Source organism: Ruegeria sp. EL01 (assembly GCF_900313035.1).
Classification (GTDB): Bacteria; Pseudomonadota; Alphaproteobacteria; order Rhodobacterales; family Rhodobacteraceae; genus Ruegeria.
Window position 1 is genome coordinate 291473 of the sequence record NZ_OMPS01000048.1, and the last position, 16405, is coordinate 307877.

Consider the following 16405-nt stretch of genomic DNA (forward strand, 5'->3'; position numbering starts at 1 on the left):
AAAACCGGGGCGTGTTTGCGTAATCGGGACGCCTTCATACCCCTCTTTGCCAACAAATGTGACCTTTATCTGCTCGCTTCTCCGAGGGGGCGGAACGGTCAGGTCTTCACCGGCACGATAGGCGCCATGTTGAAATCCATCGATCTCGTATGCCGTCKTMTCTTGAMRRWCACAAACATAGCGATCAGACGTTTAACCTCACGGGTTCCCCGCTGAGTGTTGACCGATCTCCGCGACCACGGAACCACCCGTGTCTCAAAGTTCAACCCGATCTGCGCGATGCCTTCGTAATCAGGATAACCGATCACATTGGAATTGGCGTCCACGGGCCTGCCATGGACGTCAATCGGGTAATCTCCGAGATCCCAGTCCTCCATAAACACAGAGGCAGTGTGACCGATCAGATGGGTTGCAAAGGCCGTGACACCTTGGTCAAAGTTCACGCCGGTCTGCCCCTCTGGGAAACCAGCTGATATCTTGACGGCCGCCACGCAATCCATTGGCAGCCCGAACTCGAAACGCTCACGAAATCTGGTGCTTACGCCATTTATCGTTCGATCTACCAGGGCATAGGATTTGCCAAAGCAATGATAGACCGCTTTGAATTTACCGTCTGTATCCCATGGGCGCCATGACAACGAACCGTCATCCCGATCTGTCTGACAAACTGCGACCGTTCCATCTGAGTTGACGACATAGATGTAGTACTCAGGTTGTTCGGAACCTGTCGCCGTGGCACCGAGAAACACAGGACTGTTGACCAGATGGGAGTGATACTTGGTTAGCGGCTGAACGCGCCATGACTTATACGTATCCCCCGACAATACGGCCGCAAAAACCTGCTGCCCGACTGCATCCACGAAAACACATCCATCATCCACCGTCGCGGGAGAAACCGAGGCACAACCAATATTGGAAAAAGAAATTGGACGGATGTTTCCGGGAGTTATCCCAGATCCGTCACGCGTCTGATGGTAGTAGATACCCTTGGTGGTCAAGAACAACAGGTCTTCGGCAGACACGATGTATTTCAGTGTCCCGCCACGATCAGAACCAACTGTTTCGACGAAACCATCACTATCCTCTACGCCCATCTTGAAATCATTGATCGCATTGGAAACCGATACCGCAAACGCCTGAGGGGCGCCGGGAAACCCGCCAAGGATCGTCCTTCGAACGTGTCGTGACGCATGTCCCGCATAGCCATGAACGGGGGATTGCATCTGCATGTCCCAGAGCTGTGTGGTTGCAGGTAAAGGCGAGGCCACAACAAGTGTGATGACAGAAGCCGCGTTTGGAGCAACCAGCTTTGTATTGTTAACCGCCTGAAAGCCGTCATACGCAGACGTCGCCATCACTTGAAGTGTCTGACCATTGATGGCCGTGACAATTCCCTTCCCTCCAAGTGTTTCGTGCTCGACAACATCACCGACTTTGAAATTCAGTGTGGAGTTGACGACGATATTATAGCTTGGGGGGAGGATCGTTCTGACAAACGCATTCATCACGGTGCTACTGACACGGGTACCCAGTACGATTTCGCGGTCCTGATACCGAATTGACAAGCCCTGATGTGCGTCCGTCCAAATCCCCCATGATGCGGTGACAGTAATTGCACCAGACCGCGCGCTTGGTTGAATTGTGACGCCTTCGTAGTAAGGCCAATACGGTTGTTTTAGTTCGCCAGACAGCCCCGCTGCAAACGCCATTTGCCCAAAAGTCCAGGCGCCGTTCTGCAGGATCAAGGCTTGAATGGGGAACCTCTGAGATCCGATCAAGATGGTCGAGGTATCCGGATCAGCAAGGACCCAGAACTCGATACTCTCGAAAGCGTACACACCAAATTTCCCCGGTGCGGCCACCCAATTCAGAACCCCGGTGTAAGCGAGGTTCCCGGCCTGATCATATAGCAGAAGGCCGGTTGGAATGATCTGCAGATCATAAACACGACCCTGCCCCAGATCGACCTCGACACCTTCCTTTGCTGCTGATGCGCTGACTTGGATCGTGCCGGGGCGGGAAACAATTTGTCCGGTTGTCGTGGTGATAGTGTTCTTCATTTCCTTGCAAGATCGTTCAACCAACGGGGTGTCATCCCGCTCCACCGCTTCCTCACGGATCGAACCGAAGCTGAAATCCCGCTGCCAGATCGTTTCCTTACGTCGCGCCATTAGGACCGGCTCCGCATTACACGGGTCGATCGTGTTCGACGGGCGGTTGTGATACGGCCCCTACCCTTATTGAACACGCGGCTTTTCGACCGGTTCCGAGACCCTTTGACACCAGCCTTCATCAACAAAAAGTCAGCGTCCTGGTCCTTGGCCGAAGCCTCTCCAAATTCCTCTTCAACGTCTTTGATCACGGCCTCACATTTGCGCTGGATGCCTATGGCGAACTTGCCGGACCAGGTGTATTCAAGACCTTCCTTGATCCCTTCGACCTCGACGGTGCGAGAACTCGCGTTGATCAGAAGTGTACCGGCCTGTGCGTCAACTTCCCAAGGCTCGTGAATGTCGGAACATGCGATCTCATCAAGGAAAACTTCGGTGATGTGGAGGATGTCAGAACCAATGACAAAGCTGTCAGAATACCCGAAATCGCCTTCGGATCGGCCGGTCAAGGTTCTGCGAACTTTCCCAAAGGGGTAGCTGCCGTTCCCCTCTTCAAAGGCGACACGAACGATTTCATCATAGTTGGCTTCAAGTGCGCGCCAAAGCCCGCTTCCTTCACCTTCGGTGACATCCGAATGCCCGGTGCGCAGCAGTGCCGCATTAAAGATGGTGGTTTTGGTACGAACTGTCATGTCGGGAAGATCGCGCTTGAACCCGATTTCCCGCAATGCACAAACGAAAAATGGGCCCCGTAGGGCCCACTTCCTGACTAACAACCGAGGGGGTCACTCGTCTTCGTCATCCACAATCATTTCTGCAGCTTTTTCTCGCAGGTCGCGAACAAAGGCGACGGCCGCAGCGCGCGCCATCTTTTTGCGCGGGGGCTTCCCGTGGGACGTCATCTCGGCGACAAGCTCGGACGGGGTCATATCCTCGGGCTCTTTGGCACCCTTGATCTCGACCTCGACCTTTTTCTCATCGGACTTGATCCGGTAAAGGCCCTTGCTGTTTACCAAAGCTTCCTTGGCCGTGGCCCCTGGCACATCAACCGGACCACGTTTAAGCGCCGCCGCATATTCCTTTTGATGGAAATCGACGTCGGCAAAGGACTTCGGTTTTGCAACCGGAATAATCGTAAAAATCTTCATCTGCATTTACCCCGTCGCGATAGTGGACCAGCAGCCCACTGTGATTGAAGGCGTGGTGCCTGCTGTGAACATCTTGATCCGGGATTTCTCGTATTTGATCCCGTTGACCTCGGTGGTCCAGTGGATGTCATATTCATCACCCACCTTGGTATCCGGTGCCGTCGACTGACGGACTTCGGCAGCGCCCAGGCTCAAGATCGCGGCGACTTCGCGGGTAGCGAAATCATCGTTAGAGACTTCGACCACCACGGTATAGGCCTCGTTGTTTGCGGTCTTCTTGACCGCTTCAACGTTGACCTTTGTCAGGTACATCGTGCGTTGAGCCGCCCGTTCTGTGATGGTGGCCAGTACTGTTTCCGCAGTAATGGCAGCCGACCCAAGGGCACGATGTTCAAGCCGCTTGTCGAATGGATAAAACTTGTTCGTCATCGTCGTATCTCCTTATGCCACAATCGGCGCGTCGGTGATCGAGGACAGGCGGATCGCCGAATAGAAGTCCTCAATGGTGATCCCGCAGTCCCACTCGAAGAGATCGCGCTTGAAAACGCCCCGGTCAGTATCAACCGGCTCGAATTCAGGCTCCGAGGTTTGGATGCCGCATACCCCGTCTTCACGGAACGACACCACATAAAGCGAAGTGGTAACCGCTGCACCGCCACCATGGGCGACTTCGTTGTACGGCAAGAATTGCGAGTCCTTGGAGACCTCGTAGCCGGTCAGGAACGGCAGGTCACCGAACCGGAGAACACGACGCCCAAGCTGACTGTCGTAGTCATCGGTCACGCGATTGTTGGTCAGGTTAGGGTCACGGGCTGCGGCTTTGAATTTTGTCCGCATCCGGCGTGAAATCGCGATATGCGTGGGGCTCGCTACCAAATCCACTGCCTTGTCGACGTTACTCAGGGACAGAGCGCCACCACCAGATGCCACCGAGTTCGCGATCAGGCGAGAGTCATCGGTGGAGCCGTCGACATTACCAGCATCGTCGGCTTTCAGTCGAACCTTCATACCACTGAACACGGTTGGATCTGCGCTGTTGCTTCCGTTGATGAAAGTATCCGTCCAGACACGGGAACCCTTCTTCATCTGCCCCAGCATGTACGTTGCCCGTTTACGCTCGCCATACCGCTTCAACTTGATGCGGTCGAACTCAATCAGACCCGAGATCGGATAGCAGGCGTCTTGGAATTCTTCCTGGCTACCATGCGAGATCTCCGGTTCAGAGTTCAAGGCACGGAAACCAACGACGGGTTCCGAGGTTTCGCGGTCAAACACGTTCAAGCCTTTTTCCGCAGGTTTGAACGAGATGGTGGAAAGAACATCCGATTCCTTTGCGAATTGCTCGATCATCGCGGATGCAACGGGGTCAGAGTGGCCTTTGGCAAACTCGACCAGGTTAAGAAGTTCGTCGGCCATAAAGCCCTCCTAAGTTACGCGCTTTTTGTGCGCCCTTTGAGACCCGAGACGAGACGATCTGTCGTGTTCATCTCGGACCAATCTTGTTTGGTGTTCGACGGGGTTATTGGTGGCCCCGCTTTTTTCAGAAGTGCCTCGATGCCGCGCAGACCATCTGCGCTGGTAACGCTGTCCATGATGGCGGTGACCTGTTTGGGTTCGAGGCGTGCGTCCAGCGTGCGCTTGACCGTTGAAAACCGGGAGCTGGCGTCGGGGCCGAGCTTTGCGGTTTCTTCGTCGGCGGTATTCATCGCATCCATCACCGAACGCAGCTCACGGTTCGCAAGGATCGAAGCAATATCACCCATCAACGCGGGATCGGCGCCATGTTTCAGCATCGCCGCTTGCAGTGCGGGAAGATCGGGATCGTCGGCGTCGATCATTGACTTCACATCGAATTCAACGTCGTTGCCGTCTTCATCCTTGGTCTTCATCGTTTCCGGGTCGAAGCCCTCGGGAAACGCGTGGCCTTCGGGGATTTCGAACGCGTATCCACTGGCCTCTTTCGGCATCGCCTCGGTGCGTTCGTCCGCCTGTGCCTTAAACGACGCAAGTTCGTCATAGTTGGCCTTGAACCCGTCGGTATCCCATTTGCCATCCTCACCTTTGAAGGTGTCAGGCAGAATGCCGGAATAGTCGATTTCTGTGTCGCCACCATCGCCACCATCTCCGCCATCACCAGCATCTGCTGCGGACAGCGAGCGGCGCAGGCCCGGATTTTGACGGGCGTATTCCGCCCATGCGGGATCATAGGGATCAATCGGACGCTTTAACTTGTCATTCACTTTCTTCTACCTTTCGATTTCAAATATGAAGCAAGGGAGATCCTGTTCTTTTGCTGGCCTGCGCGCCGAACCCTCTCAAGGCGCAGCGTCTCAGCATTGGCGTTCCGAACAGACTTTGGTCCGTGTTTTACGCCTCGCGGCGTCGGTCTACTTGTCTCACCTTTGGGCATCGTATTTTCCTGCAGAGAAAGGCTGGTCAGCCATGAGATACCAACCTTCTGATTTCGAGTACAAAATTCCGCACCGCGTTCATTTCCCGCAATGCACCGTCTGACGAACCATTCGGAACGCCAGCGTAAAGGACGGATTTTTCCAGCAATTTCAGAACCCTAAGTCCTTGTTCGGTCGTGAAAGTTTCGATGATGTCGGCATGCAATTGCTCGGCACCATCAGGGTTTTCTTCGCGCATCCAGTTCAAATGCGTGGCGAGATACGACTGGACCGGAGCTTCGTCGCGCATATCCCTGAGAAACTTGGTCTTCGCGTTATTGCTCATTGGGGGCCTGCTGCGGCTGCATCGCTTGAATCATCTCGGTGATCTCTTCTTTCGACCGGAACTCGACGATCTCGTCTTTCAGCTTTTCCTTGATGTTCCGGTAGGTTTTGGGCCCGTCGACAAGGATGGCAGCTTGCTCCGGACCTAGACGTTCGTTCACCATTCCAACGATGCTGTCGGCGGTGGTGACGTCCTGTAGCGCCTGGGAACGTTCGAGAGGTGAGATTGGGCGCGCGATGACGGTTCGGTCATCCAGCAGTGGAAGTTTGACACCATCGAGTGACCCACCGGCCTGACGTTCGAGATATTCTACCCGACGCAACAGACCGACACCAAATTCCCGCCATGTCTTCGCAGCTGGTCGCGCCATCCGGCGAACCTGCTTATTTTCTTGCCCCACATATTGGGAGGCGGACGGCGGTGTTTTGCCCCGCTGCTCGATTTCGCGATAGAAGCCCTCCCGGATCTTCTGTTCGATGCGTTCCTCTGAAAAGAACCCGTAGTCCAGATTTCCGAAGTCCAGCGGTCGCACATTTTCGGCGCTACCAGGCATAGAGGGATAACCAAGTCCAGGATCGATCCCCTCCGACAGATCAAGGATACCGTCATGGGGATAAACAAAGGCGGGATCGAGTGTCCGATCCATACCCTCAAGGTTCATCCGGACCAGCTCATCCAGGCCCCGAAGGGTCGGCAACATCCGGCGCCCTGGACCGCGACCCCATGCAGATTTCGCATAGGGATTGTACCGACCAACGATAAGAGGTTGTGACCCCTCTTCGCCGAGATCTTCATCCATTCCGATGGCCTTGCCATCGACGCGGATCTCCTGCCGCCATTTCGGGTTCTCGACGTCCTCATAATTCCGCCAGAACCCCCAGATCACTTTGGCTTGACCACTCTTACCGTTCTTGATTTTCTCGCTAAGAGCCCGCGGGAAATCGGCATCCGGGAAAAGCTGTTTCAAATCCCTGAGATGATAGGACTGCCGACGGAACCTATCTTCGAGCCCGCGCGGGCCGACTGTCAGAAATAACTCGGGAAGAGGAACAGCCTCACAAACGATTGGTGAAATCAGAGATGGCCGATCCATCCACATCGCGATGTTGCCGACAACCGCATCCTGAAACGCGGTAGGCCCCTCGTCATAGTAATTGGACGAACGCAAAGCCTTGGCCAGCTTTTTTTCGAGCATTCCAAGCTGCTCTTCCGCGGCATCCTTCTGATCTTCATCAACTGCGTTACCGGCCTCAAAAGCCGTCCACGGTGAATTCTCGGGCGTCATCGTCGAGAACAGTTCACCATAGAATTCTTCGGCTACCGTCGCGGCAGCCTCGGTGAAAATCTCTTCGGGATCATCGGAGTATTTGGTGCGGTCATCCCATTCCTGTTCCCGCCCGTTGAAACAGAACTTGTAGATCTCGCGGCCGTCTTCCTCGACTTGCTGACGCCGATGGGCGCGGGCCACAGAAAACCGCTGCTTGAACTCGTCGTCCGCCATTACAAACGGCGTCCGTTGGCGATGGAAACACGGGGCGAACGCAAGTTGCGAAATAGGTTGGTCTGGGTTTGCAGGCCCTCTTGGGTCGCCCTGATGTTTTCGGTGCGCGCGCGTTCACGCTGCGCTTTCTGCTCAGGGGTTTCCTCTACCTTCTGTGGTTTCGGCCGCTTCATTGAGGATCTCCGTTCCTTCGATGCGGAGAAGATCGCGGAACAGCCCGTCAGGTCGCAATGCACTGGAACGGAGGCGCAGCATGTGTTTGACAAAGTTTACACAGGTCATCGGGCCGAGAAACGCAGTTGATGACGCTGGGTGCGCGGGACCAAACTTGACCACCGTGTAGTGGGTGAGAAGGAAATCAAGATAAGCCTGGACTTCATCGTAATGATAGATCGAGGCGGCATTTACCCCGTGGCGCTGCAAATCAAGATGCAACCAGGTGTCGTTCGAATATCCGGCCAAGGAAACATGGCAGAACCGACGGGACCAAAACCGTTTTCCGGGATGAAAGACAACATGCCAGATCAGGCTTTGGTCGAACGGGTACGGGTACGGGTTATTGTCTTGCACGAGGGCCTCGTTTTAACGAATACCGTTTGCGCTCGATCCGCTTGGGCTTCGGTTTATCCCCGCTGGGGTTGAGAACAACGAACCCAAGGCCCGCACCCAGACACGCATATTGAAGGGCGTCGTGATAATCGGCGAAGGTATTCTTATAGGGTTCGTCGTGATGGGCGTTCTTGCCCTTGATTTTCGCGTAGTGGTAGCCGCTGACAAACCCGGATTTCAGCGTGATACACGAGGAATCAACGAGTAAGCCGGGCCCACCATCAACCATCGTATCCAGCGCCGACTGCACCGCGTTCAGCCGCAATGAAATCGCGTTGTTGCCGGGGGCTGCCGCCACGCTCATGCCGTTTGAGTTAAAGATCTGGTAGGGTGTGCGGTCGGTGCCCTGCCCCTTGCTGTCACCCGAGGGATCACCCCAGAACTGAATGCCGGGGCTGTCTTTACCCATCCACTCGGGGAAGTGCTTGAACAGTCGTTTCTTGAAGAGCGGCGCGTAGGTGGTCGCCGCCTGATTGATCACCCCGTATTCGTGGAGAACATAGACGGCCCCCCGCAGAACCTGGATCACAACCATTGCCGGGTTCCGTGCGAAGTCGAGACCAACGATCAGAGGAAGACCAGGGATCGGCTTGATCTTTTCCTTGGCGACATGGATCTCCGGTCTAAAGCTTTCGAACACGGGCTTGCCCGACCGATAGAAGCCGACACGGTTCATCACATAGGTGTCGACATAGGATTTGGCTTTACCCTTGATCAGCTCCGAATAGGTCTCGGTCAGCCATTTCGTGTTTTCCGCGCAATCGGTTGGATCCAGGCCCATTTCCACCCGGTTCTCCGGGGTGTTTTCTTTGTACCCGACGACCTTACGTTCCTTGATCACCTCGATTAGACCCGGTGGTTGCACAAAGAATTTCCAGTTATCAGGTCTCGCGTATTCGGCGCGCTGGTCATCGTCAAAATCTTCGGGCAGCGGGACATCGCCCCGCATGTAGGGGATCCAGTGCCCCTCTGGCGGCGCGTTCAAATCACAGATCACGCCCTTCCATGTGGGTCCACCGTCCAGCTTCGGAGGATAACGCCCTTGCATGGCGCGACCATGGGCGGCGTCAAAGATGGTTTTGTCCGTGAACTGGGCCTCATTGAACCAGACCCCCGTACATTCCAGCGAAAGAAGCTTGCGGACATCCTCTTCCTGATCCAGCGCCAAGAAGATGAATTCGGCGTCGACAATTGTGCCGTCTGGTTTATCCCAGCGGATATGATGGTTCGGCGGGTTTGTCATCTTGAGTTCGCCGAACACACCCTGGGCGACATCTTCGAACCAGTATTTGAAGGTCTTGATCGTCGTTTCTTTGAGATCGTTGTAGGTGTTTCTGACGATGATCCACCGGGTACGTCGGACCCCTGCTGCGTCCGGGGCTTGTTCCAGTGATATCTTCCACATCTTGTGGCAACATGCCGTCGAGGTTCCCGACCCCACCGGACCCTGGATCACGGACACCGGAGATCGGTCCCAGAAAAACGATTTGATCACCTTGCCGTCGGGAACGTACTTGAAGGATTTGGGTTTGACCGGCGCGTTCATTCGTCATCCCCGCGGTTCAAAACGTGGCAGACATCGCAGAACAGTGTCGCAAGCATGTAGGCTCTGACCTCTGTGTTTTTCAAACTGATCGGAACCCCGCACTCATGCATGACAAAATCAACGATATGGCTGCACTCGTGAACGATCAGGCCCAGATTTGCTGTCGACGGAATAAACAGGGCGTAACGTGCTACCCCGTTCTTATCGTAACACCTACCAGCGGTCCCAAAAGTCGCCCGATCCCAATCGGTCTTGATGCCCCAGCGTTTTCGGTAGAAGCGATCCATGCGATCGATATCGTCAAAAATCGGCACCTCGGCCCCGAACGGATGAACCCAAACTATTGCGTCCGGTTTAATCGATTTACCCATTAGGTCGGATCTCCATCTGGCCCATCGCCTGGCATCACTTCAAAAAAATTTGTTCCAACGGCAACGATGCAGCTGAGCCCGTTGGCATGGGTGACAAGCACCGTGAATGAGCCGGTTTCTTGGTTCGCCCATATCTCCATCACCGACTTCGCGCCCCGCGCCTTCTGCAAGCCACCAAACCGGAGTTCTTCGGAATAGCTATCCCGCAGCTTCCCGATCACATGTTCACGTTCGGCACAGTTCTGAGCCAACACCGGATTAGCCACCAAGATGAAACCAAGCGTGATGATAAGATATCTCATCAGATCACCTCGATCCCGCCGCCGCTGAACTTCACCTTCCCAGCTGCCCCAAGTCGGGCAACAGCTTTGGACACCCGCATCTCAGGCCATCTGATCTCTTTCGCGATCTGCCTCTCCGTCCTGACCCCGCATTTCAGAAAATCCAGAAGGAAGGCGTCGTCATCGTAATTCCGCTTAGCATTCTCCGCCGCGCGCAACGCCACCCTCGCCTGATCCGCCTTTTGTTTTGAAGCACCCGCGGTCGAATTTTTTTTCCCGAGAACAACACTCTCAAACACCGTCAGCTTTCGATCCGCCGCATCGGGCTTGTGTGACTTTCCCACAACCTCGGTTTTACCGACGCCATCAGCACCAAGTTCCCGAAGCACCAATCCCCGTATCCATTCGCTCCGGTTATCAGCAACAGCATCAACACGACCCAAAGTTCCCTCAGGCAGTTTCAGCAAAAATTTTTCAGGATACTTCAAGGGGACCTCCGGTATATACTGGAACGCCGGAAATCCCTGATCGGGTATATACCGGTTTTGGAGTAGAGCGTGAGGAGTTGCATGGATGACCACACACACGCGGCGATTTTTGGGGGCGGGTCTGGGTCGAGGCCATGCATAAGGGGGTGGGGGTGTCGCCCTTGCTATGGTGCGCTGACCCCCCTTGTTTGCACATGTTACTCGACATCATGAGTACCACCATCGCCTGAAACCCCTTGTTCTATTGGGCTTGCGCCATCATCGGCGGGGGATTGGGTATCCTCTGGGGTCACATCGACAGGCTCATCATCGTCATAGTCGAACCCACCGAATGAATGCTGGTGGTGCATGCGGCCCTCGACCCTTTTCACGGCTGCGATACCGTCAACTCCTGCAATCCACTTATTCAGGTCCGCTTTGACATGATCTGAGTTAGAGGACTGAGCGAGATTGACGTTTCGGACGTATGCTTGAGCTGCTGCGTTGTCTCTTATGGCCTTAACCACTTGATTATAAACGCGTCTGATGTGTGGCTTGTTAAAAGTGCGTGCGAAGTTGTCTGGTCTTATGCCTTCGCGCTTCGCGGCGAGGTGTAGAGACATGCCTTCGTATGCCATGGCTTCGAGAGCTTTGACGGATTGCGGATGTAGTCCGATATCGTGGAATGAGATGTCAGCGGGGGGAAGGGCTTCGCCCTCTTCCTGCTCTGCTGGTGTGTTATCGGTCATACTTGTGCCTTGCTTGGTTCGGTTGATAGGGGTTTGATTTGCGGCCCTCTATCGCCCTGATGCTGGCCTTGGGCAGCGCGCAGGGCTTGTGGTCTTCCTCCAGACCCAGGCATTCCATCCAGAGCATCATCATCGGGTAGCTTGGGAAACGGTGGAAGCTTTCCAGCTTATTGACGTATCCCTCTGCCACGCCCATGGCGGCGTTGAGGTCATCTTGGTTCATGCCGAGCCGCTTGCGCAGCGTCACAAGCCGGTCCACCAAGTTTTTGTAGCTCTTGAAGGCGTCGGCGCCGAATTGGCCGAAGTGCGGCCGGTCGCACGGCTCTGGTACTGGACCAAGGTTCTCAAGGGGAACGGTGATCGAATTGTCGCAGCTGGCCTTCATGCAACGCAGGCGCAGACAGATACCTTCTGTCCCGTCTACCTTCCATCCGGCCTTCTTCGCTTCTTTGATCCAATGGTCCGCCAACATGGTCTTAAATTACGCGCGGATCGGGTGCTAATCATGTTCTAGGAATGTTCACGCATGCAAAAGGGGCCTTGCGGCCCCCTACTGTCTGGCTTTGCGCCTTAGCATGTACTGCTTCAAGTTCTTGATCTGCTCGAACAGGGCGGGACCATGGCCGGGGGCGTCCCGCATCCCCATAACGGTGTCCCGTTCCTCATTGGCGACACAATCGATCTCTGCCTTTGTGGTACACGCACGCAGCCTGGCCTTGATACGGGTGGCTTCGCCGACAACGTTCATCAGAACCCCGCATCCATCTGACTATCCGGCACATCCCTGAACACGTTGGTGGCAAGATCACACTCTACGGTGATCGTCTTGCGTTCCCCCATGCGCGCCTTGGCGATGATGATCTCGGCCTTATCCCGCCAGGTCTCCAAATCGTGTCCCCAATCGCCTAGTTCATCCTCGTTCTTGGGTCTCTGACGGGTCAAATAGTATTCTGGGCGGAACACGAACATCACGTTGTCCGGTGCGTTCTCAAGATCACCTGATCCACGCAAATCAGCCAGCCTGGGCCGCGCGTTGTGGTAGTTGTCCTCTTTGCCGAGGGCCCGGTCGATCTGAGCCAACGCCAAGACGTGCACATCCAGTTGCTTGGCGACCTGCTTCAAGGCATTGGCGACCTCGGCAAGCCGTACATGCTGGCTTTCACCCTTGGCGCGGACCAGCTGGATGTAGTCGACAACCAACAACTTGAAGCCCTTGAACTGCCCGTTTGGTTTCATCTTGCGTTGCAGCTTCTTCCCCTCGGACAGGATCGCAGAGATATCGCGGACACGTTCCGAAAAGATTTCGAGCGGCAGGCTTTCCAGTTGATTCGCGGCGTCGACCACCTTGCGGAACTGGTTCTCGCTCATCATCCGGTCATAGGCTTGATACGGGATCTGGGAAATCGAGCTATTCATGCGATTGGCAAGATCAGTTTCAGGCATTTCCAGCGATACGAACCCAACCCCATAGCCCGCTCTTGCTGCCGCCATGGTGATCGACAAGGCCAGGGCCGTCTTCCCCATGGATGTCGCACCGCCGAGGATCGTATATCTCTTGGGCACAAGCGACATCGCCTCATCCAGCGACTCGATGCCAGTGGGAACACCAACCATCTCACCGTTGTTGATATCGATCATCTGTTGCAGAGCTTGCGTCTGGGCTTTGAGAAACGACATAGTCCGTGGCTCATCCGAATGATCTTCCCGCTCATGCAGGAACAACTCCAGTTCCGCTGCTGCCGCGTCCGGTTCACCACCCCCAGCGACTTCATCCCCGATCTGCTTCAACCGGTTGGTCATCTCGCGTTTGTCGTACATATTGCGGATCATGTCCGCGTAATCACGGATCGCGAAGGAAGCTATCGCCGCCCCTGACATCTTGGCGAAATATGTGGATCCGCCCAGCTGCTTCACACCGTCATCATCGGCGAAATCGGATTTCATTTGGACCGGCGAAACCAGATGATCTTTCTCGATCCGTGCAGCCGCCAACTTGTAGATCCTGGCATGAACCGGGTCATAGAAATGGTTGGCGGTCAGCATCGATGAGATTTGATCGTACAACCCGTTGTCGTTGAGCAGGGCCCCCAACAGCTGCTGTTCTGCTTCGACTGAATGCAAGGGGGAGGACGCGACTTGCTGATGCATCATGCCGGCACCCCTTTTGCCTCAACAAACTCCGTCAAAGCGCCTTCCAGAATCTCCATGCCTCTCGGCTTTCGGATGCAGTACCGCGTTATTTTCGGTGCAGCGTAATTTTCACCTGTCTCAGGATTTTGGAAGATTTCTCCGATGTTCTCATCATACCATTCGGGAATGGAGGCATAGAGTTCGCTAACCCAAATTTCGTTGTAACAAATCTGGCCACGGGTCCCGCCTTCGCCATCATCTTGAGACAGTTTGAACTCTACCTTGATCACACGGCCGATTAGAGTTTTCGGGCACCCATTGCCGTCATGTTCGATCCAATCAGTCCACCCATCCGCGTTGAATTTCCAGTTCATGCCGGCACCTTTCCGAGTTTTTTCAACCAATACTGAGCCGTTGCGTTTGGTTTCCCATCGACCAACATCGAAGGCGGGCAGCGGCCATCCAGAAGGATGTTCTGCGCGTTCATGTTGAGATCATCGAAGTTGTAGATTTCAGCTGCGCCAAGAAACTCATCCCAGCGACCGTCATTCAGCCAACCCTGAGGATATTTTGGGCTCGGCCGAAACTCCCCTGGCTTCGGATTGACCAGCCATTCCGCGTATTTTTTGGCAGCCGCGATTATCCGATCAGGTGTTTCTCGCTTGATCGCCTTGGCCCAAGCTTTGCGCGCAGCATCTTTTCCTGCTTTCTTCGGAAATGCCGACCAAAACTCATCGAATTGATCGGCTGATTGTTCGAGTTGAACTTCCGGCTCTTCATTTGCTGAGAAAAGATCGGACTCACACGTATTGGGTGGTTCTAGGGTGGTTCTAGGGTGGTTTGGGTGCACCTCCTGCACCCCATGGGGTGAATCTCCTGCACGTGTGAGGTGCACCTCCTGCACGGGTGCACCTCCTGCACCCGTCTCTTCACGGGTACTTGGGAGGGCTAAAAGCACCCCGATATTGAGCTTGTATTCGAACGTGTATCCGTTCTTGCAGGGCTTCTTTCCGACCCGAACCAATAGCCCGGAAGCCTCGAATTCGGTCATCGCGTTCTGCACTGATCGCTTCGACAACTCGGTATCAGCTGCGATGTGCACCTTACTGGTCCAAATCCCACTGCCGTCATCACTGGCCCGGTCCGCGAGATAGACCAAGACCGCCTTCTTTGTAGCCGATCCAACCCGACGTTTCTGCGCAATTGTTACGCATTCGTTGCTCATCGCCTGTACCTCTCGTAAATCGCGGAAAGCTCACCGGCTTCCCTTAGAATTCTGATCTCTCGCCTGACGTGATCGACGTTGAAGCCCTTGATCACGGCGATATCCTCGACCCCGTAGCCCTGCCCCAGCATCTTCCTGACGGCGTGTTGCCACATGCTGTTTTGCTGCGCCCTACACATCACGGCACAAGCTCTTGCGTTGCTCATCGGTCATGGCCTCCAAGCCGTTTTGTCCGAGAAAATACTGCCCGCGCGTCGTCCAGATCGCGGCCCCAGGCTCAAGGAACGTGATGATGTATCCAGAGGGTGTGCAAACCAGCGCGTAGCGAGGTAAACCGTTGGAAAGCTTCATGAAGTAAAGGTCGACAAAGTCTTCCTTGCGGATACGTGCCACAAACCGAACGATGCTTTCATCACCCGACAAAACACTGTGTTTGATCCCACGGATAAGGACGCCCGGACACACACCGGGGCATCTCTCCAAGGCCCGCTGCATCGCGTGAGAGGGAAACATCAGAACAGCCCCCCTGTTGGTTTCGCCTGAAACCCCCTGACTTGGGTCGCACACGCCCAATCCCAGGTCGCCGCCGCATCTGCGGCGTCCAGATCCGGCACATCCCAACCCAACAGACGACAACGCGCCTCGATCTCTTCTTTGATCGCCAGTTTGGCTTTGGCTGGTTTAAGGTGCGGGAAATCTCGGGAGGTTTTCGCCTTCCCCATGAAGTGACGTCGAACGGTCGCTGGATAGACCGGGATCATATTCACACGTCGGTTTCCTGCACACCCCTGCACGCATCCGAAGAGCTTGATTAAGAAGGAACTGGCGTTTTTGCCGCCAATAGCCGCTTCAACTACCAGAAGGTCGGGCTCATGAGACTGGATCAAACCTTGCGTCATTATCAACGCGTTGTTCAGCCGTTTGCTTTCGAGCTTGAATTTGTCAGCCTGAGACATACCCCCACGAACATAGGGGGTATCGCCAAGACTGATTGACCAGCATTTCGGGTTCTCTCCCGCTCGTCCAACTGCAATGCCGGTATTTGTAGCCAGATCCAGAGCAACTATCTGCATCACTCGGACCTCGCGAATTGACCATGAAGCTGATGAGCAGCCTGTACGTACGCCGCGTGAGCTTCTTCAGGGCTGTCAAACACTCCCAGGTGTTTGCGCTTTCCGCGAACGCAAATTGCGGCTCGCCAATTCCTCCTCTGGCGACTATAGGAAACCCCTTTAAGGCCAGAGAGGTTATCTGCGTGTGCTCCGGTGTTGCGGGCGTTCTGTGATTTGTCTGCGGTTCTGAGATTGGATCTACGATTATTCAGGCCGTCACCGTCTCGATGGTCTACTCCCTGAAACGGTTCGCCCATCAGCACACGATGCATAAGTTCCAGTCGACAGATTTTCTCTTCCGGAACCCAAACACTCCGGCCGGCATACACTTTTGGCCCGCGAACAATGGCGCACCAGTTCTTACCCTGAACAAGATGAAGATCAGCCAAATCGACAACAGCCTCGTACCCCCTTGTGAG

23 protein-coding genes are annotated in these 16405 nt (G+C 54.9%); all 23 read right to left on the bottom strand.

Annotated elements, in window-relative coordinates:
• Nucleotides 1-98 precede the first annotated feature (98 nt).
• Complete coding sequence (locus D9K61_RS25595) at nt 99-2171, bottom strand: hypothetical protein (protein ID WP_120636023.1); 2073 nt, start codon at nt 2169-2171, stop codon at nt 99-101.
• On the bottom strand, nt 2171-2803 hold the full coding sequence (locus D9K61_RS25600; RefSeq protein ID WP_162947028.1) for a hypothetical protein: 633 nt from the start codon (nt 2801-2803) through the stop codon (nt 2171-2173). Before D9K61_RS25600 ends, D9K61_RS25595 begins: the two co-directional genes overlap by 1 nt.
• 93 nt (nt 2804-2896) lie before the next feature.
• Nucleotides 2897-3259 (bottom strand): hypothetical protein, encoded by a 363-nt coding sequence (locus D9K61_RS25605; protein WP_162947029.1) that lies wholly within the window; start codon nt 3257-3259, stop codon nt 2897-2899.
• Nucleotides 3260-3265: 6 nt separating this feature from the next.
• Entirely contained in the window at nt 3266-3688 is a 423-nt protein-coding gene (locus tag D9K61_RS25610) for a hypothetical protein (protein ID WP_120636026.1), read from the bottom strand.
• A 12-nt stretch (nt 3689-3700) separates the two neighbouring features.
• Nucleotides 3701-4675, bottom strand: coding sequence for a major capsid protein (locus tag D9K61_RS25615; RefSeq protein ID WP_120636027.1), 975 nt, complete (start codon nt 4673-4675; stop codon nt 3701-3703).
• Nucleotides 4676-4689: 14 nt separating this feature from the next.
• Entirely contained in the window at nt 4690-5499 is an 810-nt protein-coding gene (locus D9K61_RS25620) for a hypothetical protein (RefSeq protein ID WP_120636028.1), read from the bottom strand.
• Between the two features lie 196 nt (nt 5500-5695).
• Nucleotides 5696-5995, bottom strand: a complete 300-nt coding sequence (locus D9K61_RS25625) for a hypothetical protein (RefSeq protein WP_120636029.1) — start codon at nt 5993-5995, stop codon at nt 5696-5698.
• Nucleotides 5985-7496, bottom strand: a complete 1512-nt coding sequence (locus tag D9K61_RS25630) for a portal protein (protein ID WP_120636030.1) — start codon at nt 7494-7496, stop codon at nt 5985-5987. Before D9K61_RS25630 ends, D9K61_RS25625 begins: the two co-directional genes overlap by 11 nt.
• Nucleotides 7497-7628: 132 nt before the next feature.
• Nucleotides 7629-8066, bottom strand: a complete 438-nt coding sequence (locus tag D9K61_RS25635) for a hypothetical protein (RefSeq protein ID WP_120636031.1) — start codon at nt 8064-8066, stop codon at nt 7629-7631.
• Nucleotides 8053-9651 (bottom strand): hypothetical protein, encoded by a 1599-nt coding sequence (locus D9K61_RS25640; RefSeq protein WP_120636032.1) that lies wholly within the window; start codon nt 9649-9651, stop codon nt 8053-8055. Before D9K61_RS25640 ends, D9K61_RS25635 begins: the two co-directional genes overlap by 14 nt.
• Nucleotides 9648-10022, bottom strand: a complete 375-nt coding sequence (locus D9K61_RS25645; protein ID WP_120636033.1) for a hypothetical protein — start codon at nt 10020-10022, stop codon at nt 9648-9650. The genes D9K61_RS25640 and D9K61_RS25645 overlap by 4 nt, the downstream gene beginning before the upstream one ends.
• Nucleotides 10022-10324 carry a hypothetical protein gene (locus D9K61_RS25650; RefSeq protein ID WP_120636034.1) on the bottom strand — a complete coding sequence of 101 codons (303 nt, stop codon included), beginning with the start codon at nt 10322-10324 and terminating at the stop codon, nt 10022-10024. The genes D9K61_RS25645 and D9K61_RS25650 overlap by 1 nt, the downstream gene beginning before the upstream one ends.
• Nucleotides 10324-10884, bottom strand: coding sequence for a hypothetical protein (locus tag D9K61_RS25655; protein ID WP_162947030.1), 561 nt, complete (start codon nt 10882-10884; stop codon nt 10324-10326). Before D9K61_RS25655 ends, D9K61_RS25650 begins: the two co-directional genes overlap by 1 nt.
• 104 nt (nt 10885-10988) lie before the next feature.
• A complete protein-coding gene (locus D9K61_RS25660) occupies nt 10989-11519 on the bottom strand; it encodes a hypothetical protein (RefSeq protein ID WP_120636036.1) in 531 nt (176 codons plus the stop codon).
• Nucleotides 11509-11991 (bottom strand): helix-turn-helix domain-containing protein, encoded by a 483-nt coding sequence (locus D9K61_RS25665; RefSeq protein ID WP_120636037.1) that lies wholly within the window; start codon nt 11989-11991, stop codon nt 11509-11511. The genes D9K61_RS25660 and D9K61_RS25665 overlap by 11 nt, the downstream gene beginning before the upstream one ends.
• A gap of 78 nt (nt 11992-12069) precedes the next feature.
• Entirely contained in the window at nt 12070-12267 is a 198-nt protein-coding gene (locus D9K61_RS25670) for a hypothetical protein (RefSeq protein ID WP_120636038.1), read from the bottom strand.
• Nucleotides 12267-13670, bottom strand: coding sequence for a DnaB-like helicase C-terminal domain-containing protein (locus D9K61_RS25675; RefSeq protein WP_120636039.1), 1404 nt, complete (start codon nt 13668-13670; stop codon nt 12267-12269). Before D9K61_RS25675 ends, D9K61_RS25670 begins: the two co-directional genes overlap by 1 nt.
• On the bottom strand, nt 13667-14023 hold the full coding sequence (locus D9K61_RS25680; RefSeq protein ID WP_120636040.1) for a hypothetical protein: 357 nt from the start codon (nt 14021-14023) through the stop codon (nt 13667-13669). The genes D9K61_RS25675 and D9K61_RS25680 overlap by 4 nt, the downstream gene beginning before the upstream one ends.
• On the bottom strand, nt 14020-14874 hold the full coding sequence (locus D9K61_RS25685) for a helix-turn-helix domain-containing protein (RefSeq protein ID WP_120636041.1): 855 nt from the start codon (nt 14872-14874) through the stop codon (nt 14020-14022). Before D9K61_RS25685 ends, D9K61_RS25680 begins: the two co-directional genes overlap by 4 nt.
• Complete coding sequence (locus D9K61_RS25690) at nt 14871-15080, bottom strand: hypothetical protein (RefSeq protein WP_162947032.1); 210 nt, start codon at nt 15078-15080, stop codon at nt 14871-14873. Before D9K61_RS25690 ends, D9K61_RS25685 begins: the two co-directional genes overlap by 4 nt.
• On the bottom strand, nt 15046-15387 hold the full coding sequence (locus D9K61_RS25695) for a hypothetical protein (RefSeq protein WP_120636043.1): 342 nt from the start codon (nt 15385-15387) through the stop codon (nt 15046-15048). The genes D9K61_RS25690 and D9K61_RS25695 overlap by 35 nt, the downstream gene beginning before the upstream one ends.
• Nucleotides 15387-15947, bottom strand: coding sequence for a hypothetical protein (locus D9K61_RS25700; RefSeq protein WP_120636044.1), 561 nt, complete (start codon nt 15945-15947; stop codon nt 15387-15389). The genes D9K61_RS25695 and D9K61_RS25700 overlap by 1 nt, the downstream gene beginning before the upstream one ends.
• Nucleotides 15947-16258 (bottom strand): AP2 domain-containing protein, encoded by a 312-nt coding sequence (locus tag D9K61_RS27940; protein ID WP_120636202.1) that lies wholly within the window; start codon nt 16256-16258, stop codon nt 15947-15949. Before D9K61_RS27940 ends, D9K61_RS25700 begins: the two co-directional genes overlap by 1 nt.
• Between the last annotated feature and the right edge of the window lie 147 nt (nt 16259-16405).

What these genes read in the sequence shown, in the direction of transcription:
- D9K61_RS25645 (WP_120636033.1), bottom strand. Translation starts at nt 10,022, where the DNA reads ATGGGTAAATCGATTAAACCGGACGCAATAGTTTGGGTTCATCCGTTC.
- D9K61_RS25700 (WP_120636044.1), bottom strand. Translation starts at nt 15,947, where the DNA reads ATGCAGATAGTTGCTCTGGATCTGGCTACAAATACCGGCATTGCAGTT.
- D9K61_RS25680 (WP_120636040.1), bottom strand. Translation starts at nt 14,023, where the DNA reads ATGAACTGGAAATTCAACGCGGATGGGTGGACTGATTGGATCGAACAT.
- D9K61_RS25690 (WP_162947032.1), bottom strand. Translation starts at nt 15,080, where the DNA reads ATGAGCAACGCAAGAGCTTGTGCCGTGATGTGTAGGGCGCAGCAAAAC.
- D9K61_RS25605 (WP_162947029.1), bottom strand. Translation starts at nt 3,259, where the DNA reads ATGAAGATTTTTACGATTATTCCGGTTGCAAAACCGAAGTCCTTTGCC.
- D9K61_RS25675 (WP_120636039.1), bottom strand. Translation starts at nt 13,670, where the DNA reads ATGATGCATCAGCAAGTCGCGTCCTCCCCCTTGCATTCAGTCGAAGCA.
- D9K61_RS25615 (WP_120636027.1), bottom strand. Translation starts at nt 4,675, where the DNA reads ATGGCCGACGAACTTCTTAACCTGGTCGAGTTTGCCAAAGGCCACTCT.
- D9K61_RS25610 (WP_120636026.1), bottom strand. Translation starts at nt 3,688, where the DNA reads ATGACGAACAAGTTTTATCCATTCGACAAGCGGCTTGAACATCGTGCC.
- D9K61_RS25630 (WP_120636030.1), bottom strand. Translation starts at nt 7,496, where the DNA reads ATGGCGGACGACGAGTTCAAGCAGCGGTTTTCTGTGGCCCGCGCCCAT.
- D9K61_RS25640 (WP_120636032.1), bottom strand. Translation starts at nt 9,651, where the DNA reads ATGAACGCGCCGGTCAAACCCAAATCCTTCAAGTACGTTCCCGACGGC.
- D9K61_RS25695 (WP_120636043.1), bottom strand. Translation starts at nt 15,387, where the DNA reads ATGTTTCCCTCTCACGCGATGCAGCGGGCCTTGGAGAGATGCCCCGGT.
- D9K61_RS27940 (WP_120636202.1), bottom strand. Translation starts at nt 16,258, where the DNA reads ATGCATCGTGTGCTGATGGGCGAACCGTTTCAGGGAGTAGACCATCGA.
- D9K61_RS25665 (WP_120636037.1), bottom strand. Translation starts at nt 11,991, where the DNA reads ATGTTGGCGGACCATTGGATCAAAGAAGCGAAGAAGGCCGGATGGAAG.
- D9K61_RS25600 (WP_162947028.1), bottom strand. Translation starts at nt 2,803, where the DNA reads ATGACAGTTCGTACCAAAACCACCATCTTTAATGCGGCACTGCTGCGC.
- D9K61_RS25685 (WP_120636041.1), bottom strand. Translation starts at nt 14,874, where the DNA reads ATGAGCAACGAATGCGTAACAATTGCGCAGAAACGTCGGGTTGGATCG.
- D9K61_RS25670 (WP_120636038.1), bottom strand. Translation starts at nt 12,267, where the DNA reads ATGAACGTTGTCGGCGAAGCCACCCGTATCAAGGCCAGGCTGCGTGCG.
- D9K61_RS25660 (WP_120636036.1), bottom strand. Translation starts at nt 11,519, where the DNA reads ATGACCGATAACACACCAGCAGAGCAGGAAGAGGGCGAAGCCCTTCCC.
- D9K61_RS25650 (WP_120636034.1), bottom strand. Translation starts at nt 10,324, where the DNA reads ATGAGATATCTTATCATCACGCTTGGTTTCATCTTGGTGGCTAATCCG.
- D9K61_RS25625 (WP_120636029.1), bottom strand. Translation starts at nt 5,995, where the DNA reads ATGAGCAATAACGCGAAGACCAAGTTTCTCAGGGATATGCGCGACGAA.